Origin of the sequence: Paenibacillus sp. FSL P4-0081 (assembly GCF_000758565.1) — a bacterium.
GTDB lineage: Bacteria > Bacillota > Bacilli > Paenibacillales > Paenibacillaceae > Paenibacillus_AQ > Paenibacillus_AQ phytohabitans.
Window position 1 is genome coordinate 6,234,245 of record NZ_CP009280.1, and the last position, 23,941, is coordinate 6,258,185.

At 46.3% G+C, this 23,941-nt stretch carries 20 protein-coding genes and 3 pseudogenes; 9 read left to right on the forward strand and 14 right to left on the reverse strand.

Annotated elements, in window-relative coordinates; all coding sequences use genetic code 11:
- Positions 1-60 precede the first annotated feature (60 nt).
- Complete coding sequence (locus P40081_RS26490) at positions 61-1,758, forward strand: sensor histidine kinase (RefSeq protein ID WP_042139191.1); 1,698 nt, start codon at positions 61-63, stop codon at positions 1,756-1,758.
- On the opposite strand, the gene P40081_RS37845 is transcribed toward P40081_RS26490, so the two are convergent.
- Entirely contained in the window at positions 1,671-2,270 is a 600-nt protein-coding gene (locus P40081_RS37845; protein WP_331281733.1) for a family 1 glycosylhydrolase, read from the reverse strand. The genes P40081_RS26490 and P40081_RS37845 overlap by 88 nt on opposite strands.
- 1,208 nt (positions 2,271-3,478) lie before the next feature.
- On the opposite strand from P40081_RS37845, the gene P40081_RS26505 reads away from it, so the two are divergent.
- The 4 genes from P40081_RS26505 (at position 3,479) to P40081_RS40145 (ending at position 4,922) form a co-directional block, all read left to right on the forward strand.
- On the forward strand, positions 3,479-3,967 hold the full coding sequence (locus P40081_RS26505) for a hypothetical protein (protein ID WP_156118698.1): 489 nt from the start codon (positions 3,479-3,481) through the stop codon (positions 3,965-3,967).
- Between the two features lie 28 nt (positions 3,968-3,995).
- Positions 3,996-4,130, forward strand: coding sequence for a hypothetical protein (locus P40081_RS39845; protein ID WP_269323133.1), 135 nt, complete (start codon positions 3,996-3,998; stop codon positions 4,128-4,130).
- A 133-nt stretch (positions 4,131-4,263) separates the two neighbouring features.
- The gene (locus P40081_RS26510) at positions 4,264-4,794 is read left to right on the forward strand and encodes an SDR family NAD(P)-dependent oxidoreductase (RefSeq protein WP_052422023.1); all 531 of its coding nucleotides are present in this window, start codon (positions 4,264-4,266) and stop codon (positions 4,792-4,794) included.
- Positions 4,779-4,922, forward strand: a complete 144-nt coding sequence (locus tag P40081_RS40145) for a TetR family transcriptional regulator (RefSeq protein ID WP_442950233.1) — start codon at positions 4,779-4,781, stop codon at positions 4,920-4,922. Before P40081_RS26510 ends, P40081_RS40145 begins: the two co-directional genes overlap by 16 nt.
- 383 nt (positions 4,923-5,305) lie before the next feature.
- Here P40081_RS40145 and P40081_RS37855 read toward each other — a convergent pair whose 3' ends face one another.
- The 3 genes from P40081_RS37855 to P40081_RS26520 form a co-directional block, all read right to left on the reverse strand.
- Entirely contained in the window at positions 5,306-5,647 is a 342-nt protein-coding gene (locus tag P40081_RS37855; protein WP_442950234.1) for an alpha-L-rhamnosidase C-terminal domain-containing protein, read from the reverse strand.
- Positions 5,548-5,946: an alpha-L-rhamnosidase-related protein gene (locus P40081_RS40150; RefSeq protein ID WP_042139194.1), complete on the reverse strand. Its 399-nt coding sequence runs from the start codon at positions 5,944-5,946 to the stop codon at positions 5,548-5,550. Before P40081_RS40150 ends, P40081_RS37855 begins: the two co-directional genes overlap by 100 nt.
- Before the next feature lie 576 nt (positions 5,947-6,522).
- Positions 6,523-8,067: a DUF5597 domain-containing protein gene (locus tag P40081_RS26520; RefSeq protein ID WP_042139195.1), complete on the reverse strand. Its 1,545-nt coding sequence runs from the start codon at positions 8,065-8,067 to the stop codon at positions 6,523-6,525.
- A 483-nt stretch (positions 8,068-8,550) separates the two neighbouring features.
- Here P40081_RS26520 and P40081_RS36705 point away from each other — a divergent pair, with 483 nt between their 5' ends.
- Positions 8,551-8,841 (forward strand): hypothetical protein, encoded by a 291-nt coding sequence (locus P40081_RS36705; protein WP_052422025.1) that lies wholly within the window; start codon positions 8,551-8,553, stop codon positions 8,839-8,841.
- A 72-nt stretch (positions 8,842-8,913) separates the two neighbouring features.
- Here P40081_RS36705 and P40081_RS26530 read toward each other — a convergent pair whose 3' ends face one another.
- Both P40081_RS26530 and P40081_RS37860 read right to left on the reverse strand, forming a co-directional pair.
- On the reverse strand, positions 8,914-9,843 hold the full coding sequence (locus tag P40081_RS26530; RefSeq protein ID WP_042139196.1) for a nucleoside hydrolase: 930 nt from the start codon (positions 9,841-9,843) through the stop codon (positions 8,914-8,916).
- Positions 9,844-10,522: 679 nt separating this feature from the next.
- A pseudogene (locus P40081_RS37860) lies at positions 10,523-10,808 on the reverse strand (putative PEP-binding protein); the annotation flags it as partial.
- Between the two features lie 550 nt (positions 10,809-11,358).
- On the opposite strand from P40081_RS37860, the gene P40081_RS26540 reads away from it, so the two are divergent.
- Positions 11,359-11,571 carry a hypothetical protein gene (locus tag P40081_RS26540; protein WP_042139198.1) on the forward strand — a complete coding sequence of 71 codons (213 nt, stop codon included), beginning with the start codon at positions 11,359-11,361 and terminating at the stop codon, positions 11,569-11,571.
- 153 nt (positions 11,572-11,724) lie between these two features.
- On the opposite strand, the gene P40081_RS26545 is transcribed toward P40081_RS26540, so the two are convergent.
- From P40081_RS26545 to P40081_RS26555, 3 genes are all read right to left on the reverse strand, one after another.
- Positions 11,725-12,108 (reverse strand): hypothetical protein, encoded by a 384-nt coding sequence (locus P40081_RS26545; RefSeq protein WP_042139199.1) that lies wholly within the window; start codon positions 12,106-12,108, stop codon positions 11,725-11,727.
- Between the two features lie 128 nt (positions 12,109-12,236).
- Complete coding sequence (locus tag P40081_RS26550) at positions 12,237-12,566, reverse strand: hypothetical protein (RefSeq protein ID WP_042139200.1); 330 nt, start codon at positions 12,564-12,566, stop codon at positions 12,237-12,239.
- Between the two features lie 52 nt (positions 12,567-12,618).
- Entirely contained in the window at positions 12,619-13,284 is a 666-nt protein-coding gene (locus tag P40081_RS26555) for a sigma-70 family RNA polymerase sigma factor (protein WP_042139201.1), read from the reverse strand.
- A 196-nt stretch (positions 13,285-13,480) separates the two neighbouring features.
- On the opposite strand from P40081_RS26555, the pseudogene P40081_RS26560 reads away from it, so the two are divergent.
- Positions 13,481-14,041: pseudogene (locus P40081_RS26560) on the forward strand (cation transporting ATPase C-terminal domain-containing protein); the annotation flags it as partial.
- A 94-nt stretch (positions 14,042-14,135) separates the two neighbouring features.
- Here the strand turns inward: P40081_RS26560 and P40081_RS26565 are convergent.
- Complete coding sequence (locus P40081_RS26565; protein ID WP_042139203.1) at positions 14,136-15,962, reverse strand: APC family permease; 1,827 nt, start codon at positions 15,960-15,962, stop codon at positions 14,136-14,138.
- Between the two features lie 397 nt (positions 15,963-16,359).
- Between P40081_RS26565 and P40081_RS26570 the strand changes: the two genes are divergently transcribed.
- Positions 16,360-16,587 carry a hypothetical protein gene (locus P40081_RS26570; RefSeq protein ID WP_042139204.1) on the forward strand — a complete coding sequence of 76 codons (228 nt, stop codon included), beginning with the start codon at positions 16,360-16,362 and terminating at the stop codon, positions 16,585-16,587.
- 263 nt (positions 16,588-16,850) lie between these two features.
- On the opposite strand, the gene P40081_RS26575 is transcribed toward P40081_RS26570, so the two are convergent.
- The 4 genes and pseudogenes from P40081_RS26575 to P40081_RS26590 all read right to left on the reverse strand — a co-directional run bounded on the left by P40081_RS26575 (position 16,851) and on the right by P40081_RS26590 (position 23,887).
- Positions 16,851-19,499, reverse strand: a complete 2,649-nt coding sequence (locus P40081_RS26575) for a glycosylhydrolase-like jelly roll fold domain-containing protein (RefSeq protein WP_042139205.1) — start codon at positions 19,497-19,499, stop codon at positions 16,851-16,853.
- Positions 19,500-19,589: 90 nt separating this feature from the next.
- Positions 19,590-20,251: pseudogene (locus P40081_RS40155) on the reverse strand (SDR family NAD(P)-dependent oxidoreductase).
- 79 nt (positions 20,252-20,330) lie between these two features.
- Complete coding sequence (locus tag P40081_RS26585; RefSeq protein ID WP_042139206.1) at positions 20,331-22,613, reverse strand: beta-glucosidase family protein; 2,283 nt, start codon at positions 22,611-22,613, stop codon at positions 20,331-20,333.
- The gene (locus P40081_RS26590; protein WP_042139207.1) at positions 22,610-23,887 is read right to left on the reverse strand and encodes a glycoside hydrolase family 1 protein; all 1,278 of its coding nucleotides are present in this window, start codon (positions 23,885-23,887) and stop codon (positions 22,610-22,612) included. The genes P40081_RS26585 and P40081_RS26590 overlap by 4 nt, the downstream gene beginning before the upstream one ends.
- Positions 23,888-23,941: the final 54 nt, after the last annotated feature.

Sequence of the window (23,941 nt, forward strand, 5' to 3'; positions counted from 1 at the left end):
CTCTAAGAGTATAATTGTAATAGCCCATTCGGGTTAAATTTCACATTATGGAGCTTGGTTATGAAACGACTTCGACACAAAGGATTTTACAACTCAATATTCTTTAAGTTATTAGCTATTTTCGCTATTTTACTTCCAGTGATTGCAATGTTTATCTACACCAACTATCAATCCCGTTCTACGCTGGTTAAGCAGGTCGAGAACACCCACCAGAATATGCTACAGTCCTATTGGATTCAAATAGACAACGAGCTTAATAATGCGGTAACCTTTGCTGTCAATACTGCCTGGTTCCAAAGTGATCTTCTACTCACGTTAAGCAACGACGAATCCGAATCTGAATTAGCCAAGCAAAGGATTTCCTTGAATCTTTCTAAGCAAATTCTTTATGGCACTAATATAGTCGACACTCTTTTTGTCTATACCGACAATGCTTATTTATCAGCTAGCACCAGCCAGACAAGCCAGAAATCGGAAGAGCGGAGCGCCGTTAAATCCTACGTTATGCAAGTTGCAGAATCTGTGCAGAAAAGTGACTTATCATTAAAAACGGACTGGAAATTCATAAAGATCTATAATCATTCTAGTATGATTCACTTTAGCAAAGGTGACAATGGCGTGCTAACCGGAGTTTACGTTAATCTAGACAGATCTTTAAACTATTATTCAAAAAATAATCCGAATTTCACCTTATACCTTATACCGAATAAGGACTTACAACGTGCAATTTCTGATATCCCTAAGAACAACCTAATTATTACAGCCCCTTCTTCTTCGGCACCAATCTCGTTCGTGGAAGTTATACCTAAAGACACCATTTTGAAAGCACTTCCTTTTATGCAAAAGTATACGCTAGCGATTTCGATAATTGTAGCAGCGCTGCTTCCGGTCCTGTTCTTCCTAGTAAGATTGACTGTGGTTCAACCGCTCCAAAAGCTGAACAAAGCGATGAGACATATTCAACGCGGAGACCTGCAGTACCGGATCTCACCTTACCGGGTATCAAATGAGATTGCTATTGTAAATCAAACCTTTAATCAGATGATGGATGAAGTCCAGCACTTAAAAATAAGCGTATACGAAGAGGAAATCAAGGTTCAGAAGTCCCTCCTTCGAAGTCTCCAAATGCAAATACAGCCGCATTTTATTATTAATTCACTGAATATGGTTTACAATTTGCTTGAGAACAAAGATCCACAGACGGCCAAACAGCTTATTGTTCATTCCGTTGATTTCTATCGGTACATGATCAAAGTAGATAACGACTTTGTCCCGCTTCATGAAGAAATTAAACACGTGGATACATATCTTCAGATTCAATCCATTCGTTACATGGATAAATTCACCTATTCAGTTGACATCAACAAAATGATAGCAGATATGCTTGTTCCCCCTATGCTTATTCAAAACTTTGTAGAAAATTCAATCAAGTATGCTGTGCAATTTAGTAAGTGCATTCATATAGCGGTGAATGTGGACTCATTCGAAATCGACTTCTATCCGTTTGCCAAAATCATCATTTCCGATACAGGAAACGGCTACCCGATAAACCAACTGGAGCTATTAAATCAGGGTAAAATTATTGCCGGCAGAGACGGCGAGCATATTGGTATCCGAAACACCGTGCAACGTCTTTCCTTATTATACGAAGGAAAGGCCAATTGGAGATTTTATAACGATAACGGTGCCGTAAGTGAGTTGATGCTCCCCGCTCTTTTCCCAGAGCTTGCAGAGCCCAGGGAGGGAGACGAAGAATAAGCCATTCCGAGGAATGACTTATTCTTTGCGGTAAAGCAATTAGAGCATTCTATTTCTTGGGATACGGTAAGGCGCCATTTAATAGAAAGTTTTGCTTCAGGCAAACCTTCAACGCTGATAGATAATACAATTTCCCCGACGGAACGGTAGTAGTTCTCCATAACGCTCATATCCATCCTTATTCCCACCTGAACATCACCATACTCTGGGTTGTTCTTGCTGTTCTTTTGACTCATGAAGTATTCCATAATTCTCTTGATTTGGACTCCCATATTGGCTTCATTGATTGTACAAATATAAGGGATCAAATCACCCAGTTCGGAAACCACATAATGAATGTATTCCCGGAAGAAATCAATTGTCGATATACTTTCCCAGCCACCCTCGGAGATGAGCCATTTTGGTGACGAAAAGTGATGCAGCGTTACAATCGGTGTTACACTATTTTCATGACAGCAATTTAAGACATCCCGGTAATGTTCAATTTCCTTCTGATCAAATTGCCCTTTGATTGTTCAATTCTTGCCCATTCAATTGTAAAACGATATGCATTCAGTCCTGCACCTGCCAACAATTTGATGTCCTTGCGATATCAGTTAAAGTGATCTGCAGTTTGAAGAGAGGGCTCCTTATACGTCGATCCCGTCATATCACCCAAAAATCATTATGGATATTATCCCCTTCTACTTGGTGAGCAGAAGTAGCAGCACCTAACATAAAATCACTGTTGAAACTCTTCATTTTATATTCCCCCTTTTACTAATTGATGTGTCAAGCCGTTTCACAATACGAGCCGGCATTCTGAATGCTCTGGTGCAGGTTGGCGACTCCGTTTGCAAGCATTAAACGGAGTACGCCGCCTTCAACCGGAAAAGTATGACGAAGTCCTCCCAACAAGCACAAAAAAGCACTCGTTCTTTCTGCATGAAAATTGACCCGGATCGTCTTCATGCAACTGAAGACGAATACGCGGTCCCCCCCGAGAAGGAGGAATCCTTAAGTTACCGGATTCCTGCTTGTTTTACAGCTGACCCACGTGCGATATGGTATTCATAAAAACGAAAACATTATGGATCTAGTGCAGCATATATTCTATTTTACAAAAGATATTGATTGTAACGGTATACATTAGCCGACGCGTTGATATCCATTATTTTGCTTCTACTTTTTAGCATCATGTTTGTATCTTCAGAAATGGTTAATAGAGTTTACAAACATAAGCTTGTATAACGTATAGCACTAATACAAGATCTCCATAATCTAGCCTATTAGAATTTATCTTTGGCTTCCTGCTTGGTCTTAAATCTGGGTTTATAGTAGATTAATTCACGCTTGAGAATGCTGGTGAAAGGATTCCATGCAGGCTTTGTAGTATCAATTTCCTTTTCGGCTCATACTGGCTTTCATTTTGGACCCACGGTCAGAATGGTGTAGCAGACCCTTACCCGGTTTCTTGGCTGCCTACGCTTGTTTGAGTGCATCCAGCACCAAGACCGTGGTCATCCGAACATTGAGACTTCAGCCTGCAATTTGCTTCTTGTACAGATCCAGGACGCTGGCTAAGTAAATTTTCCTTCGCGGCTAGGGATATACGATTACTGTTAAAAATGGAGTTGAGCATTCTATCAGGTGTCTCGGCCAACCTGGATACTTCGACACGCCCCAAAGCTATGATGTCATCTTCAAAGGCTTCAATAGACTGCTTCATACTGGTATCACTATGGGCGTCAATGCAATCGGCGATATCGCCATTATCAGCCTGATCCATAAAACAGGCCCGACAGATACCGCAACAAGAGATCTGGTGCACGATCTTCACGATCCGTCTTCCAGCCTCGCTTCCGGGAATAATGTCATGCTCGGCGTGACCGGTTTCACCGCTATCAATATTGAAATGTCATCCAAGCTTTCCGATGCATTCCCTGTTTATATCGGAATCATTGTAATTCTGTCGCTGCTCATCCTACTGCTTGTCTTCCACTCGGTCATCGTTCCCATCAAAGCAACCGTTGGCTTTATTCTCAGTGGCTACCTTCGGTCTGACTATAGCTGTCTATCCCTGGGGATGGCTGCACTCCCTGCTTGGTTTCGATACAGGAAGACCGCTGGTCAGCTCCACGTGAGGCTTACGTCCATGGACGCCATGGCAATGATTTCGTCGTTTACGGCTACGATCTCGCCAGCCGCGTCGTACTTGCCTCAGGCGTAATCATGTTTCCCTCTTCGCACCTGATGCGATGATCAAGCAAATCGGCTTCGCACTGGTCTTCGGTATCCTGATCGATGCCTTTATCATCCGTATGACGCTCGTTCCGGCCGAAATGACGATCTTCAGCGACAAAGCTATTCTAACAAAGTCTTCGAAAAGGTAACGGGAGTCACGCCTAAGTTTTATAGGGAAAAATATCATTTTCTGAACCAGTAATGTGCAGCGTTGACAAGAAATAATTTCAAATTTAGACCAAAACATACACCTGTATGTTTTGGCTTAAAAGGAAGTCTCTCATGACGGATTTTTCAAGTGTAAAAGGTAAAGTAGCCATTGTAACGGGAGCTGCGGACGGTCTTGGCAAGGCTATTGCACTGTGCTACGCCGAGAACGGCGTGAAGGTTGTCGTATCGGATATTCATGCTGAAAAAGGGTTAAAGGTTGTTGAAGAACTGGATGCGAACGACGGAGAAGTATCCTTTTTTCAAACGGATGTAAGCAAAGAGGATGAGGTAAAGGAACTGGTCGACTTTGCCGTTAAAACTTATGGCCGGTTGGACGGACTGGTAAATAACGCCGGTATCGCTGCCGACAACAGACCTGCACATGAATATTCAACAGCGGAATTTGAAAAAGTGATGGCCGTGGACTTAAAGTGCGTCTTCCTGGGGATGAAGTTTGCCGTGGAATCGATTCTGAAGTCCAGATCGGTGGGTGGTTTCATCATTAACATCGCTTCCTTGGCCGGAATATTGGGCAACAGTTCCATGTCCCTGTATGCTTCCGCTATGAAAACGTCAGCATCAATATCATTTATAGCCAGCTAAGCGTAACTCGCGGCTCATTCTATCATCACTTCAGCAACAAGAATGATTTATTGTTATATTGGTTTTCTTCTCAAATCAAACAGAATATTGTGATGGATGAAAGTTTGGATCTCCCAGGCAAACTCTAAAAAAACATGCGCTGGATTATGCGAAGATCATCGCCAAAGTCGGCCTTGATTTGATGTATCATATTCTAATGGCGGAGTTCGAGCTTGAGGGAAGCACTTTTATACTTATTTCGAGGCAATGGGCTCTTCTATTGAATTAACAATCAATCGACCAAAAGGAATGAGATTCATTCCCGGAAATCTGCCAAAGAGTTAATGGATACATTCATTGCTGCTATGATTGGCGTCATTGTGCCATGGAAGTTTGACAACGGTAAGTTTGCTATCTCAGAGAAAATCAATTCCATATTCGAAACGATACACCGATAATTTTTCTAAACTCAAGATTCTGAAATCCGGAAGCGTTCTCGCCAGAGCGAAGCTTCCGGACTGCAGAATCTTTTCTATTGCTGGACTTTAATGTGATAAGAGTCGCTGCCTACTTCCAATATGACACGCCCATCTTTATAGTATACACTTTCAAAGTCCGCCAACAAACGTTTCGTGTCCTCTTCACTTCCTTCCAGCATGACGGTTGCTGTTGTGTTGACAGGTACAACAATCCGATAGTCCACCCCTTCATCGGTCTTTTCCCAACTGGATTCGATTTGGCCATAGGGAGATTCATATGTCGCAGAAGCATACGTTAATGTACCACCGATCCAAGGCTTAATAACAAAATGCTCATCTCCCGGCTGCTCTGTGACAGGTCGAATACCGGCCACATCGGCAAAAGGAAATTGCATACCGCCCCATAGGAGTAGTGATTCAGCGAATAAGCCAGCTCTCCCTCCGGCGATACTCCATTCCAGCTTTCCCAAATGGTTGTTGCGCCTTTGGTCACGGCATACAACCAGGACGGACATGACTCCTGTTCCAGGAGTCGGTAAGCGACATCCAGATATCCGTATTCAGCCAGGACGTGGAGAAAAAACGGTGTGGACAGGAAACCTGTATTCAAATGGTAATCCTGTTCGATAACAAGTTCCGCCAGCCGATTGGTTACGGCTTCTTTCCGCTCCTCATTGGCTAGGTCGAAAGCCAATGCGCGAACATGTGAGCTCCTTCCCTCCCCAAGGTTATGTTGTCCTTAGGTTCTTCGGTACTATTAGCCTCTCGGACTCCCTACCTGCAGACGGTTCACTTCGCCTTTTGGACTTATAGAGTGTCTCTTTACGGGTTTCTAAAAAAAATCCCGTGCAGGGGAGGGTCTCCCCAGTATAGTATTAGCGGGTTACCACAAATAAGTTCAAACGACTTACCAATCGATTACATGCTTTCAGGATTGAGCTCAATTTCATAGATAAGCGTTATATTTAAACAACTCGATTAGAAATACATACGGCATCATTATCAATGAACAGATTTAAAAAAAGGAATCTCTAGGAATCTCTAGGAATTTCTAGGAATTTCTTAAAAATCGTAAAATATTCCCCTTACACATACATCCGATACATAGTATAAATCGGTAAGTCCTTCATAGTGTTTGTACATCCATTCTACCAAGTTAGTGCTGGAAAGAAATCTGGCTTACATTAAAAAAGTAGTATCTTTTTTGAAATGATGGAGCCGCTGCTTCTCTGCCTGCTTCCCTACACAATATATCAACCTTTACTATCCTCTATTCATATTTATACAATTCTATTTTTAAAGCTGAAGGTTTATTTCCTACCGAGATTCTGCTACCCTCATCTCCATTAAGCCTTCTGTTCATGATCCATTCATCATTATTGAATGTCCCCTCTTCAATACTAATATAATCAACTTTTGAGTTCTCTCCTCGTTTTGGAAGCCACTCTGCAGTAAATCTTATCCCTGCCAAGATAAATTGATCTTCTGAAACTTCAATGACAAGCCCACCAGAAATCGGGTAGTTTTCTTCCTCTCGTTGATAAGTAATTTTTAGATCATATTTCTCCAAGGATAAAATAGTGCCCCGGTCATGATTCTGCAAAAAGCCTGTCATTTTACCGGAGCCTCTATATTTACAAATTGTACCTGACATATTCCCTAATAACTTATAGCTCTCTGCAAGAAAAGGACCCGTACCATTCAGAGTAAAGCCTGACTTGTCTATATTTAATGCCAGAAGCAGAGCAGGATCAATCGAATGTGCCCATTTTGTCGGCTCCTTGAGAAACTCTTCGATTCCAAAGGGCGCAAAACAAATTGCGTTATGCTTGCCGACTGCATAAAAAACATTGGTTGCAGAAACAAGATCTCTTCGTGCTTCAGGTATAAACAGAGGATTTTTATCTGTTGTATATTCCTCACAAACCTCAGCGAAGTTGGGCAAGTAAATGTCAGGAGCGTATAAAGCTATTGATGGTGCAGCAAGTCTCCAAATTTTCATTACTTTGGCGATAGGTCCTCCACTTGGATACGCACCCGGCCGTTTTGGAAACTGTTCTAACCAGGCATTTACAAACAATGGCAAATCATACTCTGCAGCTCCAGATTTCGCGATCTTTTCTACTGCACAGGCATAATGATATGCCATAAAATATTCATCAGCATCTTCACCAAATAATTCACTCCATGTTCCAACCCTACCAGATGCCTCACAAATCTCTTGTGGAGCAACTTTTCCAAAAAGTGCTTCTGCCAAGGCAGAGAAGTCTCTCGCGCTGTTTAGAAAACCAATTTCATTTTCGACTTGCATCATAATTACTGTATTCTGTTCACCATCAATATCTTTTAAATGTTTCATTAAGCTGCTGAAAGCTTCTGCATCCGCTGTAACAGCGGCTTCACACAACGGGGAGATTGTATTTGAAGGAATACTTCCTCTGTAACAGGCCCGAAAATACGTTTTATAATCTCGTTTAATCCATCCTGGAGTGTACATGGAAGTGCCATTCTTCCAAAGTCCAAACCAAAGTAATACTAGACGAACTTTCTCTTCCCTCGCTTGTTTAACAATTCCGTCCACGATTGAAAAATCAAAATCACCCTTGGTCGGTTCAATTTGTTCCCAGTATACTGGGACAATTACCGTATTTAGATATAATCCCTTTAAATAGGGCCATACCTGTTCTGACATATAAGTTAAGCTGGACGAACTGGAATTATGAATCTCTCCTGCAAATGCGATATAAGGTTTCCCGTCCACAAATAGTGTCGAAAGCCCTTCTTCATTAATTTCAAGATAAGGTATTGGCTTCATATTTAAAGTTCCCTCACAATTTTTACATATAGAACACATTTAAGAAACTGCCAAAATCATTTTAGTCACCAAATCGAGTAAAGAATAGTAATAACCTACCCGCAGGCGGCGATGAAAATAAGAAACGAAGAAATCGAGTAATTGAATGCAGCAATGAAACAATCATCGGATAAACAACTCTACGAAAGGTACCTGGCAGTCCGTCTTCGTCTGGAAGGACACACATTTGAAGAGATCAATGATCTACTAAGTCGCGCGAGTCAAACCATCGGTCTCTATTGGAAAGCCTACCAAACGCAAGGTCTGTCCGGCCTGAAGTTGGATCATTCCCCTGGACAACCGACAAAGCTCACGCAGGAACAGCGTAACAGTTAGCGGCGATGCTGGAACAGCAACAACCGGTAGATATGGGGTTTTGAAGCTCGGTATACCTGGACTCTCCCGCTTGTGGCGGAGTAGATCGAACAGGAATTTGGTATCTAAATGAGCGTACGTTGGATCAGCGCGATGCTAAAATGGATGAATTCCAGTTTTACCAAAGCAACCTATACGCTTGCCTATGCGGACGAGGACACTCAAGCGTATTTCAAAAAGCATACCTTTGCATTGCTCAAGAAACAGGTTGAAGTCGAAAAAATCGATCATTTGCTCTTTGAGGACGAATTAATTCGTTCCTATCAAGCACTGCAATATAATTGGTTCCCTCGTGGCAGACAACGTAAAGTGTCAAGTATAGCAAACATGAAGCAGCCAATTTATGAAGCAAATCAATAAGCATCCGCTGGGGACCGTACATTGTCTGCTCGTCAGGTTATGATCTCAATTGCGGTCTATATAGTTAAATTCTCAACCATTAAACAACTCCAATTTAGCATACATGTCTTCCAAAATAAACCGCGCATCGATATCTCGATATACTCTGATTAATCTCTTCGTTTGATAATGGATATAAGTCATGTCTGGAGATATGCGGGGGGCAGGTTTCAATTCATAATCATAGGGTTGATCATTCATTAGCAACCCTACCGCAGGCGAATCTCCTAAAGTCCATACTTCCCCCCTTGGCCAATCCGGATTGTTTTCCCATTTCTCATATGTCTCCAATAATTGGCGAACTAAATATCGACCAATTGCGCCGTGTGGTTCTACTCTTTGTTTTAATTCAGTGATGCTGACCCGCATCTTGCTGTACACATTTCTAGGAACCTGCCAAAGCGGAATTGTAGAGTTGAATATGATATTTGCTGCGTGAATATCGTTACCCAGATTGTATTCCACCCCCCCGTTTGGCCAGGCTCCACCACCTATCCATACAGCTGTCAAACGATCGGCAATCGCCGGATTCATGAGGTAGGCCGTAGCCAAATCAGTGATAGCCCCTAGAAAAATCACGAACAAAGGTCTTTGATCATCGGACATGGCTTCACGAACAATAAATTCTGCACCGTCGGATAAAGAAGGCGTCCTCTCGTCTTGCATGGCGCGCTCGGCTCCACAAAGAACAGGATACTCGCCAGACAAGCCCATGAGGTCCAAAAGAAGTTCAATTTCCTTCACACTGTCTATCATTGAGGATGTGCTCCTCTCTTCGCCGAAATGGGCACCAATCAAGCCTTTCACGATAAATTGAGACGTTAGCAGTACATGAACGATTGCATACTGGTCGTCCGCTTCATTCTTGGCATCACTGTTGACAATCAAACGAATTTTTTTGAGATCTGACACTTTAAATGCATGCTTCACTAAATCGCTCCTTTCTTGAAATCCTTCAGCCATCCTACATCACTCATGGACATCAATCTCCTCAACATTCTATGGATGCAAAACAATTCGCCCCTGATAAATGTTATTGTTAAGCAAGCTGTGAGGGTGGCTGTCAGGCAAATCTATTCTCTGCTTGGTACCGCTGTGACGTACATGACTGACCGGAGTGGTAAACTAGGATGGACTGGCCAACGCTATCGTGGCCAATTGTGAGGATGATAGTTTGCCCCTATGTAAATTACATAGACTTCCTCCTATCAATTTTTTAATCACTCCACTTTAATGTCACATAGAGGCCAAATTAAGCTATCCGCTCGTTATTTTGATGAATCCGTTTACAATTTAACTATACAATTGATGAATTCCACACTCAATCGGGCATTTTTAAGTTCCTACACGGTTATTTTAATGATTCTTACTGATTCTTCACCACCAAACTGGTAACGTCAAGAAGTTTGTGTAAGAGAACAGCTACTCGGGTGTTTGTTTGTAGGTGTGGTTGTTACCCCACCCCCAGGAACAAGGGAATTAGGCGGGTTCTTCATGCCCTTCCTGCACCGGGTATCGCGAATCAAACATCTCTTTCTTTCTTTTTAACCTCCAGATCGCAAAGCCGCGAATCACCCGTTTGCTAAATCGTTAATTGTAATCCATCACGTCGAGGTAGACGATTTTTTCTCTGCCGCATCCATATTTGTTCGGCCACTTTGACTCCTTCTGCCGCAAGCTTTTCTTTTTCTTCCATAAGGATGGATTTTGCTTCCCTAAATTCAGAAACGGTTGCAATCATTGGGAACATAATTTTCAGATTACCATAGACGCCCGCACGCAATAATGCACGTAATTGTGTACGGAAAACAGCTTGTTCTTCCAAACATAAACGAATTTCCCTAAAGCCTAGAAAAGGGTTCATTTCTTTAGGCAGCTTTAAATAAGTCTCCTCCAATGTCCAAAGTACGGACAACCACCGGTTTCCCTGAGCTGGAATGGTAAGACTCTCCTCCGTTCGCGCTTTTCCAATATAACTGATAGGATCCCGTCTTGGAGTCAAACATGATTTTAGGGTCTTCAACCGCCAACCCTTCCGTATTTATCTAAACACACCGCTGGTTCTTAAAGGAAAGCAGATCGTCCGAATCCCACAAATAGATGGAAGTGCCACAGTTGTTCCCCAATGCAACCAAGCCATATGTCCCATCGAGCTTACGGAATAGGCTGGGCGAACCCATCTGCGCATGGGGATCAGCCTCCACCGAATCCATCCATTTAATACTTTAAATCCAGTCTTAGCGTGGATTCGCTGATAAATAGAGATTCGCTTAAATCATAAACATAAATCGGTTGTTTGGTTTGCACCAATTTTTTCAGAATATAAGCCATTCGTTCAGATTGAGTTTGCGGAATGGCTTTTTGTTCGTTGGTTATAAAGGTATTAGGCCTGTTGATTAACCAAAAAAAGGTAGAAAAAAGGCCGCTCATTCGGTAAAGTGTTTGTACCCCTACAAACGTCGGAAACGAGGCGACCTCATGAAAAAGTCTACTTCATTATCGAATATTCTGCAATTGGTGATTCCCGAAGAAAAAGTACGTTCTCTCCTCGAAGAATTGAATTATATCGATGTTGCACGTAAGTTTACGGTTTATGATTTATTTCTTTTTTTGAGCGAAGCCGCCTTCCAACAGTGGAGGGGTATCGGGACGGAGAACAGCGAATGGCCCTTTGTGGGCAACGTTCTGTAGATCACTCGACGCTCTCGAAAAAAGCCGAAGATATTCCATTTAAATTATTCATGCGTTTGCTGGATCTCATGATTGGGCTGTGTAATCGTAAGACTTGGCCTTCGATCGCGTCCGCCACTTCACACGGAACTGTTACCGGTTTAATCGTAGACATTACGCACGCACCTCCGTATCGTTGACGCCGGGGATAACGATGTTTAACGTGTTAAGCGTGAACTTAATTCCTTGCGCATAAGCTGAGTCCTGTGCAGCGTGACTACGCGCTCCTCTTCCGTTGGCGCAATAATCGTATGCCTCCGCGATTCTCACGTAAGCCTGCTCTTCCTCCGTTAGCTCGCGTTCATATCCGTCAAGCAGAGCGCGCATTAACGTGTTGAACGGGATAGATCGCAAGTGCGTGAGCGTATCGTTGTAACCACGCGTTGGGTTAATAACCTCGTATATTAACGTTTCGTTATCACGCCCCGCTCTCCGTAGAAACTCGATTGCGTCCGCCACCTCGCGTGGAATTGTTACCGGTTTGACTAACGTTGACATTGCACGTTCACTCCTTCGATTTTTATACCAAGCGTATTCAATACGTACATCATTCCGTTAGCGTACGCGATACTCTCCGTACGAAAGCGTTGATGCTCCGGCTCAGGGTAATAGCGGCTTACATAGGTTTAACGTATCATTTCGTGCGCTTCCTCTTCGTGTGGCGGACCGTCGGCGGCCTCGTACGTTTGCGCGAATATCTCCGGCTTACACGGATAGCGCTCGCCGGCAATACCGGTAATAATCCAATCGCCCGCGCTGATTTCGTGGAATCCTTCGAGCGTTCGGATTGCGGGAACCTTGCGGAATCCCGGCGGTATCGGCGTCCTTTTATCGTGATAGCCGACGAATCGGCCGGCGCGGGACCCTCCTTCAATTGCGTAACATGCGTAGCCGTCTTCGAGTCCCGGCGTGTATTGGACCGCGTCGACAATAACGGCTTTCTTGCGGAATTTCATAACGTAGCCCCCTTCGTTTAATATGACGTACGCCAAATTCATAACGTACACTCTACGCGCTAATTTTATCGTAAGCTTCGTAATCCGCGCGTACACGGAGGATTACTGAGCGGATGGCCTGGCGCGACATATCGAGTGAGCGCGCGACCTCCGACTGCGTATAGTCCGCCATTAACATGTGGATAACCCGCTGCGGCTTTGGCTTTAATCGCGCGATAAACTCGTCAGCGGCCAGGTGCGTATAGTCGTCCGTACTGCTGCGCTTATCTTCATCCGCCAGTCCGTCCGTCTTCGCTATACGTATACAGCGGAGGGCTTGGCGCGCTTGCTTAACAGTGATGCCGAGTTCCAGCGCTACGACTTTGGCGCTTGCATCCGCCAGGCCAGCGCGGTTAATCCGTTTAATCAGCGGATACAGCCAGTTCGGTATGCGGATGCCGGTAGATGGCCGCCGGGATAGTGCGTTTCGGATTTCTCCGTATATATGCGGAAAGGCGAACGAGCCGAACGGGACGGATGCGTCGTTATAGCGATCGTATGCGTTAATGAGTCCGATAGCGCCATCGTTCATCGCGTCGGTGCGCGGCGTATGTGTGGCGGCGAGTTGACCGCGAAAATAGCGCACGATTATCTTTTCTATGAGCGGCGTGTTAGCGGTAATGAAGTCTGCGCGGGATAGCGGACCGAGTAGCGGATTATCCGGGAATTTAGCGTTCATGTGCGTGATACCTCCGTTGGTTTAGATAATGAAAGTTTAGCGCGAGAAAGGGGCAGAAATAGGCGGACGCGGCGATAGTCGTAGAAATTAGCGGTTTACATTTGCGCGCACTTGGGTTATTTCTTTTAATTCTTTTAAAGATTTAATATCTTTTAAGTTCTTTTAATAATAGGGATCACGCGGATTAAGCACTGTATTACACATAGACTGGATTAACCCGTTCACCGCTATCCAGCTGCTGTTCATCAACCTGGCGAACGATTCCCTGCCCGCTATTGCCCTGGGCATGGAGAAGGCTGAGCCGGATGTAATGAGCCGCAAGCCACGGGACATTGGCGAAGGCATCTTCGCCGGAGGCATGATGCAGGCTGTCATTACCCGCGGTCTGCTGATCGGGATTGCCGTCATTGTCTCCCAGTACATCGGGCTGCAGCATTCCGATGAAATGGGCATTGCCATGGCCTTCACCACGCTGATTCTGGCGCATACGCTCCAGACCTTCGCAGCCCGCTCCAACAGCCAGACCTCTGTGGAAGCCGGCTTCTTCAGCAACAAATATGTGATCGGCGCTGTCATGGTCTGCTTTGCCTTCTACGGCATTGCCGTCCTGCCCGGCGTCAGAGACATTTTCTCCATCCCCGCTTCCTTCGGGATGGACCACTGGCTCACAGCCACTGGCCTTGCCGTTGGCTCGGTCATCGTGATGGAGCTGGCGAAGCTTGTCCGCCGCGCATTGCCGTCTAAGCAGGCCGCTTAGGCTTAGCTTAGAGGATTGGAAATAACAAAAAGCCTGCACGCCCGGTATGGGGTGCAGGCTTCTTTTATGAAACCAGCCTAATGTATGAAACATATTACTTCTTCAAATGATAAGGAACAGTAGTGACAATAACATCGCTGCGGAACAGTAACCGGGCACGTATTAGCAGACTCGATTGATTATGAAGGATGTTATGCCAGCCTTTCTTCGGAATGAACTGTGGAATGATGACTGTTACCCTATGGTTCAGCTCTGCGGCCTTCCAATTGATCGTATCAATGAATTTGGTCAACGGTTGTACGATGCTTCTATAAGGAGTATACAGTGTCACTAATCTTATTTCCGGCTGCCACTTTCTCCATTTCTCCTCGAATATTGCTTCCTCTTCTCTTTCGAAAGGCACATACACGGCGATAATCTGCTGCGGATTCAGCGATTTGGCATATTCCAGGGAGTTCATCACCACATGAGTAATTCCGGCAACCGGCACGATGATTACATTGCCTTCAATCTTAATCGTTTCCTCACAGGTGGTTATTCTGAGCTGGTCGGCAACGGCCTCGTAATGCTTATGAATCCGGTGGAACACCAGAAGGAGAATCGGCAAAAATACAAATACCGGCCAGACCTGTGTGAACTTGGTCAAGAAGAACATCATCGTAACGATGAGGCTGATTAGAGCACCAACGGTGTTGATGATGAATTTTTGCAGCCAGCCCGCCTGTTTTTCCCGGAGCCACTTAACCATCATTCCTGTCTGTGACAGCGTAAAGGGAATGAACATACCTACAGCATATAATGGGATCAATTGCTCTGTCTTCCCTTCAAATACATAAATCAGGAGCATAGACAGAACACCCAGGATAATAATACCGTTAGAGTAACCCAGCCGGTCTCCACGCATGGTGAACATCTGCGGAATGAACTTATCCTTGGCCAGATTCACAGCCAGCAAGGGGAATGCGGAATACCCGGTGTTGGCAGCCAGAATCAGTATTAATGCAGTGGTTCCCTGTATGAAGAAATACATCGCATTCTGGCCGAACGTTTGCTCGGCTATTTGCGACACGACCGTCACATCAGCACGGGGAGCTATACCATAGTAATAGGCTAGCACAACAATTCCTGAGAACATAACAGCAAGTAAGGCTCCCATGGCCACTAAGGTTTTGGCGGCGTTAGAAGCCTCCGGACTTTTGAAATTCGGAATGGCATTGGATATCGCCTCTACACCCGTTAACGCAGAGCTCCCGGAGGAAAATGCGCGCAGCAGCAGGAATAGACTGATCCCCGCTACCGGCGTGCCCAATGAGGTATGCAGCTCTGCCGGAACGTTACCGGTTAAAATGTTATACAAGCCTGTACCAATCAGAATGAATAAAGCCAGCACGAATAAATAAACCGGATAAGCAAGTACGGAAGCGGATTCCGTTACCCCTCTTAAGTTTAGAATCGTAATCAGGATCACGAAGACAATAGCGATAACTACTTTATGCTCATGCAGGCTTGGAAAAGCTGAGGTAATCGCGTCCGCACCGGCCGATATACTTACTGCCACCGTCAAAATATAGTCCACCAACAACGAACCGCCGGCAATCAGTCCGGGGTATTTCCCCAAGTTTTCCTTGGATACCACATAGGCTCCACCACCATGCGAATAAGCAAAAATTATCTGCCGGTAGGACAAAATGAGTGCGGTCAGCAATACTAATACGCCAATCGCAATCGGGATGGAGTACCAGAAGGCAGCGGCCCCAATTGTAACGAGAACAATTAAGAATTGTTCCGGCCCGTACGCAACGGAAGACAAGGCATCTGAAGACAATATAGCCAGCGCTTTCTTTTTATTTAGCTTTTGTTCTCCTAATTCGGTAGACTTTAAGGGCCTGCCGATCAGAAATCGTTTTAAAAATGAGATCACGTTCCGTTTCAAGATTCACATTTAATCGTTCAAAGATAGAATTTATAATAATATGCAAAAAAACACCTCTTTCTCTAAGCAAAATGAATAGAGCTAGTTGATGTCATTACTTGGCTATTTAGTTGGATTACTATTTTTTTGTTCCATTAATTCAGTAATTTCAAAAACCATGCTACCATCCCTTCCATTGGGTATAAGCATTAATCCCTTATCAATGATTCCATAGTATTTCTATTTTAACCGCATATGACTCACGTTATTCTAATACGGATAGTTTGCGCTGCATAATCCTCTATTAAGTTGAAAGCGATAAGCCATTAAACGATCTAAGGCAAAGTGTCCTAAACATCATAGAACAGGAATAACGAGTTATTGACGATACTGGGAGGGGGTACAATTGACAGCAAAAATTTACTTATTCTCTTATCAACCTGCTAAACCAGGCTGGACAGATCATTGTGTAAATTCACATCTGGATAGTCTATATGACATTAAACATGTCCATGATCGTATTTATCTGATCAAAACTGATGATGATATCGATTTATTGGTAACCGCTAAAACGGTTTCTTTTTTTAAAAAAGTTAAGTCGAGCAAACACATGAGAAGAAAAAAGGTTGAGTAGAAAGATCAAGGAAATCCAGGTTCCTGGTAAAAGAGTGGAAAAAAAGCCGAACGAAAATCAGGAGTTAATTCCTGATTTTCGGCGGCTTAGTGGTAAACTTTAAGTGGTGAGTGGCAGACTTTAAACAGGCGAGATGGAGATAAATGTCGCAATTATGATCAGCCAATTCGCTCAGTGATGAACCTTTGCGGCAAGCTGGCTCGTATTCTGGTTGCCAAAGCTCGCAGCGGTGAAGCTTACGACCGATCATCTCATAATTTTATTTACTCTTCATGCTCAGACAGATCGCCAACGAGCAACCGGATTGGCCCAAGCAACCCGCTTGGCTCGAGCTGCCCCATACGCGACAAGGAATCAGGCGTCTCAAGCACAAGCGTATTGGTCACTTCAATGGCAAGCGAATTGATGCCCTCCCGTGCCAAGTCACTGATGTCGAACCGATAAGGAGCGGCAATGCGGACACCTGCGGATTCCCCATTCAGGAATACCTCAGCCGTTTCGTAAGCTTCGCCAAGATCGATCGCCACGCGATTTCCGGACGCAGATGACCAATCGAATTCAGTCTCATAGCGAATCGTCCCTGAGAAGGAAGGTAGCAACTCCTCTCGGCTTAGATCCGATAACATCTCCAATTCACGCCATGGCGTAAATTCCGGATACTGCTCGGATTTGGCCGTAGAAACCGACCATGGTCCCTCGAGGCGCGAATGTTCGCATACTGCCCTCCGCGGCTCGGTGTTAATCTTGGCTACACCATTTCCTGCGACCACGACAATGCTTTCCGTTGGGTGTAATGTTAGCCGCAGAATGGATCCGTTGCCATCCGGCACGTATTCCAATTCTTGGAGCCTATTGGCATAGGCATCATACGCTAGCACACCCTCCGATACCGGCAGACGAACCTCCGTATCGATGGCCTTGCGTGGGTGCTCGTTGAAGAACATGAAGACGTCCATATCCGAATGTCTCACATGGTAGTAACGCAAGAACGGCTCGCTTTCCCTGACCTGCACTTCGTAATAACCGGATTGATTCATCCTATCCGCGAGTTTTTTGAGAGGAATGACCTCGATCCGCTCGTTCTCGGCAAGCCTGGCTAGCTCATTCGGATGATGCCCCCCCTCGCTAGACCTTCGCGGAAGTTCATCGATGAAGAAAATGGAGAGTCCCTGCTCCGCCAGCTCATGCATGCGAACCAATACAACTGTTGGAAGTGCGTCGCTGTAGGGAACTATAAGACAATCGAAGGTCTCGCCGTGCATGCAGAGCTTGCCGTCTTGAACCGTGACGTCTTGAACGATCGTATCGCATGGCAGCACGTCGCAGTCGATCTGATTTCGAATCAATTCTTTAACGGGCTTGTGAAAATACATGTAGTCCCCAGACCATTCCGCCTCGGCATGATAGAGCACGGCTGCAGATGCAACGTGCGTTCCGCCCGACAGGAGATGGCTCAACCGATTCGTATAAGCATTCAGATATTTGTAATATCGGTATTGCGGGTTCTTGCCTCTGGCATAGAGATGCGGTGGGCAATCCCAGTCCGGATATTCTCGCGGTGAGAAGGCATGAGGAACGAAGTAGTTCACGCCGCGGACAAGCATGTGATCAGTTAGCCACTTCATTAACTTAAGACCTTCTGTCCAACCATAAGCACCGAAAACCTCGGCCATCGTACGCCCTCTCTTCTTCGGATCCAAGTGGGCTAACGACACGGCCATCTTAGCCATGCCATAGTTGAAGAACTCCGAATCGAGTTCTCCTACTATTCCTTTTGTTGGAATTTCGTCGAATCCAGGACGAAGCTGCCAGAGAACGACATCCAGTCCGGACATGTCCTGTCCGCCAAGTGCTCGAAAGAAATGTCCCGCGCCGCTGCCGAGCCGGGCGTGAACACTGTTATCTTCAAGTACATGGCCGATATACTCGCCCCCGCGCTCCCGGCACCAATTGCCGATCTGATCTGTGAAATTTTCCGCGTACAGCTTGCTCACAAGATTCATGTAACAGTAACGAGTTCGAGATCCATTCTCGCCTTCATCATGCCAGAGCAAGGGAAGCAGCCTTTTATAGTCAGAACCTAGCTCCTTCTCCATCAGGCTGTGCATCTCTATGCTCCATGGAAGCGTGGCTCCCTTCTTGCCCGTTTTAGAATTAAAGTCCCATGTATCCCTATCGCTGTAGAAGCCAGGCTCGTCCGAGAAGAAGCCGGCCAACGTTCCACCGAAATCATTACGGTAACGTGCATAGAATGCCTCATGCACGGTATCGATCAGCACGCGAACGGACTCGGCCACGAGATAATTCACATAGTCGCTTTTCTTCGGATCCCCACCATGCTCTCCCTCGATAATCGTGAAGATGCGCCAATAGCCGTCGGGCACGCTCCAGAACAATTTGCCATTCTCTACGCTAGCCGTCAGGTCGATACTCTCCTCCGTTAATCCCCCAGTTACCGGATCACGCTTGACCGCGATTACCGCAACCATACTGCCTCCCCTGCTGAACGCTTCCGGGCGATAAGGCACAGGTGATACCAAGAAAGCGGAATGCGCACGCGGACCTATGGCATCAACATGACTTTCCCATAAAAAAAGACGACGGAGTTCAGGTGGCGCATCCTTCAATCGGCCTGCCGCATGTCCGGTCGGGAAGTGGTCGTCATCCAAAATCCACACCTTCATACCACGCATCCTAGCCTCATCCATAATGACGTCTATATCCATCCACCATTTGGGTCCCAGGTAATCCGGATGCGGCCTCGCTTCCACGCAAACCGCCCGAATGCCAGACTCGTGGATGCGGGCCATTTCTTCGCGCAGCACATCATCCCCTTCCCCATGCAGCCAAAAGAATGGTAAAATATAATTTTCTTCTTTGCCTGATAGCACTTCCAAAAGTTTCGACGTCATGGATGTATTCACTCCCTAGTCCTATTAGTTACTAAATTACGTGCGGTATTCACCAACGGATTCTCTCCATTCCAGTGTGGACGGCAATCGTCATGAAGCGGTTGTGCCCCCGTCGATGACTAGCTCTGTACCCGTTACGAACGATGCTTCATCTGACGCTAGGTACAATATACCGTTTGCGATATCGTTCGCCGTACCGAAGCGCGGCAGCGGCGTCCTCTCCTCGAACTTCTTCTTCAGCTGTTCATGGAGAAGGATGCCTTCCGTCATTGGTGTAATGATCAGCAAGGGTAGACGGAATTTACCCTAATATTGTCCTTTGCATTATCTACGGCCGCCGCTCTGGAGATAGCGCGGATTCCGCCTTTGGATGCGGCATAACCGTTGAACCCTCCTCCGACGAGTCCAGCAAGGGAGGCGATGTTCACGATTGAACCGCCGCCAGCCTGCTTCATGAACGGTATGGCGTGCTTCATTCCCAAGTAGCTTCCCGTCAGATTAATATCCAGCACGCGTTTCCATTCATCCGTCGTATCCGATTTGCTGCTACTGCCTGCGCTATTCACAAGCACGTTAACCTTCCCATAGGCGTAAATTGTCTTCGACATGATGGATATCCAATCTTCCTCTACGGCAACGTTATGCGTAAATGTGATCACTTCGCCATGCGAGGCCCCGATTTCTTCGGCTGCGACGTGCAAGTTCTCCGAGTGAATGTCCGTTAATACGACTTTAGCACCTTCTCGAGCCAACAGAATTGCGCTAGCCCTTCCGATGCCGCTTCCGGCACCAGTTATGATTGCGACTTTTCCGTTCGCGCGTCCCATTCTTCTAGGACTCCTCCTTCAACCGAATCAGCAGCCGCTCAATAATCTGATCCGCTCTCTCCGCACGGTTCGGATCGAAGTAGAACATCTTTCGCATCGGCATGCCCAGTACCATTTCCGCATGATCGCCTTGAAGCGCGTTTTCGATTTGCTCCTTCATGTTCTCCTCGGACAAGATCGCGAACAAGGTTCGTTTTCCGTGAATCGATGTTACCCAGTCTTTCACAAGACTATCGCCGGTTAAAGTTATTTCCAGTTTATCCGTGGATACCACGGTTACGGCTTGTCTCAGGCAAATATCTCTCGATGATTTGCCCAGACAAACTTCGAACTTGCCCGTCTCCATCACCCATTTCTTCCGGGTTGGGTCATAGTAGGAAAAATCCCTTTTCTCCAGCCGGATACGAATAGTTGTCGTTTCGCCTGGACGCAGGTTGACTTTCTCGAAGCCTTTTAGCTCTTTCTCAGGCCTGATTAATTTGGCCTTCGCATTCATCACGTACAACTGCACGATTTCTGCGCCTTCCATTGTGCCGATATTTGTAATGTCGGCTTCAACTATCAGGCCGTCCATATCCTTTACCGTATCCCCGCTAAGACGCAGATTTGCATAGTCGAACGACGTATAAGATAATCCATGCCCGAACGGGAACAGCACCGGCATATTCTTCTTGTCATAATAGCGGTAACCAACGAAGATGCCTTCCCGGTATTCGACCTTCCCTTCTTCTCCTGGAAAATTAAGGTATGATGGATTGTCTTCCACTTGACAAGCGAACGTCTCCTGCAGTTTCCCGGCCGGATTCGCTTTCCCGAACAAGATATCGGCAATGGCAGAGCCGCTTGCCTGACCGGATAGCCAGCCTTCCAGAACTGCCTTCGCATCATCGATCCAAGACATCGATGTTGCCGATCCGTTGCTTAAAACGACAATGATTTTGTCGTTAACATTCGCAACCTCTCGCAGTAGCGTGACTTGATCGTCAGGCAAATCGATATGCGCTCTATCGTAACCTTCCGATTCCATCTTATCCGGCAGTCCGAGGAACAGCACGACAGCCTCGGAGCCCTTTGCGGCTCGAACAGCTCCTTCCAGCAGTGTCTGGCTCATAAGCTCGTCTTCCAACGAATAGCCCTGAGCATATACCACTCCAACCGTTTCTCCAGCATGAGATAAGATGTGATCGAACGGAATATCGATTTGGGTCGCGTTGACCTTCGAGCTTCCGCCCCCTTGAAAGCGGGGTTGAACCGCCATTTGCCCGATGACCGCAACGGATGACGTCCCGTTCGCGTCCAGCGGAAGCAAATTGTCCTCATTCTTTAAGAGAACGATGCTGCTTACCGCGGCTTTCTTAGCCAACAAGTGGTGTGCCTCATAATCGACTGCAGAACCGGTATCCCGCCGACCCAACGCTTGGAACAGGATACGAAGAATTCTACGTACGGCGTCGTCCAAGACTTGCTCATCGAGTTGTCCCGATTTGACCGCTTCGACGATCCTCTTATCGTTCGCTGGAGAAGGGCCCGGCATCTCCAGATCGAGTCCGGCAGAAAGAGCATTGACCCGATCGCTCGTCGCCCCCCAATCGGACAATACGATTCCTTCATAACCCCATTCGTCTTTCAAGATCTCTCGTAATAAGTAGGGATTCTCTGTCGCGAATTGACCGTTCACTTTGTTATAAGCGGCCATGATCGACCATGGCTTCGCTTCCTTGACGATCTTCTCGAATGCGGGTAAGTAGATTTCACGAAGCGCCCGCTCATCGACTTCCGCGCTGATGCTCATCCTTTCGTGTTCCTGGTTGTTGCATGCATAATGCTTCACGCTGGCTCCGACGCCTTGATTCTGGAGTCCCTTAACGTATGCGGTTCCGAGCTCCCCAGCCAAATACGGGTCCTCTGAAAAATATTCGAAGTTTCTCCCGCCAAGAGGCGAACGCTTCATGTTGACGCCTGGGCCGAGCAGGATCTGAATATCTAGCACTTTCGCTTCCTTAGCCAGCGCTTCTCCGACTTCGAACATCAACTTTCTGTCCCACGACGATGCCAATGCGGAAGCGGTCGGATAACAAGTGCTAGGTCGATTGTCTGTCACGTCATGCATCCCGAAATCGTCTTCCCTGTTCGGGTTTCTCACACCATGTGGTCCGTCGCTCACGATCATGGACGGTATGCCCAGTCCGTCGAGCGATTCCGTCTTCCATCTGTTCATGCCCGAGCATAGGGACGCCTTCTCCTCTACCGTCATTTCGGCAATTAATGCGTTCAAATCGCGGATCATGATTGCAAAGCTCCCCTCTGTGCAATGCTCCCAAGATGGTAGGCACTTGGCTTGGGTATGCGCTTCTGCGTCGACCGGTCCACTGCCACGAGCCCGAACGTCTTGGAGTAGCCGAGCTGCCATTCGAAATTGTCCAGCAGCGACCAATGCATATAACCCTTGACCGGGATCCCGTCGGACACGCAAGCATGAACGCCCTTCAAAGCTTGATCAATGAAAGCCACGCGTCTCTCGTCATTGTCTGTTCCCACGCCGTTCTCCGTAACGAATATCGGCATATCCAGATTTTTGGATACGTAACGGATAACGGACTCTAACCCTTGCGGATAATATTCGTAACCCATCTGCGTTTTCTCCGCATCCTCCGGAACCGGCAGTTGACCGTCAGGACCGTATATTTCTCTGGTATAATTTTGAAGTCCGAAGAAATCATCATCCTTCAAATAAGGCAAGAATTGTTGGAATTCCTCCTGAAGGGCATGCTCCGCATGCTCTTCGCCGCCGGAGACGCTTTGGAAATCAAAGAGCGACAGCGTAATTCCGATCAGGATTTCCGGCCGAATTTGCTTCATTGTCCGTCTTGCCTCTTCATGCGCTTGGAATATAATCTGCAACCCCCTCTCCGTTCGAGGTGCTAGAAACGGGTGGACATCTTGCGGTGATATACCGAACGCATTCCCTAAAACCATGTAATATTCTTTCATTCGGTTTGCAAAATCGATATTAATGCCGACTTGCGCGGTAGAAGATGCCGATTGGAATTGCTTTATTATTTTGGCGATGCCAATTGCGCCGTTCGCCTCATTGATTGTGCATGCGTAAGGAATCATTTCGCCCAGTTCCCTAATGACGTAACCGCAGTAACGGGCGAAGCGTTCAGGCGTCTTCTCTGATTCCCAGCCCCCTTCGCGAATGAGCCATGCCGGAGAGCTAAAGTGATGGAGCGTCACGATCGGCGTAATCCTGAATGCCTTGCAGGTTCTTAGAACATCGCGGTAATGCTCGATCGCTTCTTCGTCGAATTTGCCCTCTTCAGGCTCGATTCTTGCCCATTCGATGGAGAAGCGGTATGCATTCAGTCCGAATCCGGCCAGCATAGCGATATCTTCGCGGTACAGCCGATAATGGTCTACGGCATCCCCCGATGGCTCTTTGAACGAGGTTACCTCCAAATGTTCCATGAGCCAAAAATCGGAATTCGTATTATTGCCTTCTACCTGATGTGCGGCGGTTGATGCCCCGAACAGGAACCCGGCAGGAAATTGAAGTGTCATTTTGTACATCCCTCCATGCAGAATTAATATAGTTTTACTTCTCTGATACTACTT

Bases quoted from the DNA above. Each gene is read 5' to 3' on its own strand.
- P40081_RS26490 (WP_042139191.1), top strand. From the start codon at position 61: ATGAAACGACTTCGACACAAAGGATTTTACAACTCAATATTCTTTAAG.
- P40081_RS26505 (WP_156118698.1), top strand. From the start codon at position 3,479: ATGGGCGTCAATGCAATCGGCGATATCGCCATTATCAGCCTGATCCAT.
- P40081_RS39845 (WP_269323133.1), top strand. From the start codon at position 3,996: ATGATCAAGCAAATCGGCTTCGCACTGGTCTTCGGTATCCTGATCGAT.
- P40081_RS26510 (WP_052422023.1), top strand. From the start codon at position 4,264: ATGACGGATTTTTCAAGTGTAAAAGGTAAAGTAGCCATTGTAACGGGA.
- P40081_RS37855 (WP_442950234.1), bottom strand. From the start codon at position 5,647: ATGCAATTTCCTTTTGCCGATGTGGCCGGTATTCGACCTGTCACAGAG.
- P40081_RS26520 (WP_042139195.1), bottom strand. From the start codon at position 8,067: ATGAAGCCAATACCTTATCTTGAAATTAATGAAGAAGGGCTTTCGACA.
- P40081_RS36705 (WP_052422025.1), top strand. From the start codon at position 8,551: ATGAGCGTACGTTGGATCAGCGCGATGCTAAAATGGATGAATTCCAGT.
- P40081_RS26530 (WP_042139196.1), bottom strand. From the start codon at position 9,843: ATGGCTGAAGGATTTCAAGAAAGGAGCGATTTAGTGAAGCATGCATTT.
- P40081_RS26540 (WP_042139198.1), top strand. From the start codon at position 11,359: ATGAAAAAGTCTACTTCATTATCGAATATTCTGCAATTGGTGATTCCC.
- P40081_RS26545 (WP_042139199.1), bottom strand. From the start codon at position 12,108: ATGTCAACGTTAGTCAAACCGGTAACAATTCCACGCGAGGTGGCGGAC.
- P40081_RS26550 (WP_042139200.1), bottom strand. From the start codon at position 12,566: ATGAAATTCCGCAAGAAAGCCGTTATTGTCGACGCGGTCCAATACACG.
- P40081_RS26555 (WP_042139201.1), bottom strand. From the start codon at position 13,284: ATGAACGCTAAATTCCCGGATAATCCGCTACTCGGTCCGCTATCCCGC.
- P40081_RS26575 (WP_042139205.1), bottom strand. From the start codon at position 19,499: ATGACGTCGAAACTTTTGGAAGTGCTATCAGGCAAAGAAGAAAATTAT.
- P40081_RS26585 (WP_042139206.1), bottom strand. From the start codon at position 22,613: ATGATCCGCGATTTGAACGCATTAATTGCCGAAATGACGGTAGAGGAG.
- P40081_RS26590 (WP_042139207.1), bottom strand. From the start codon at position 23,887: ATGACACTTCAATTTCCTGCCGGGTTCCTGTTCGGGGCATCAACCGCC.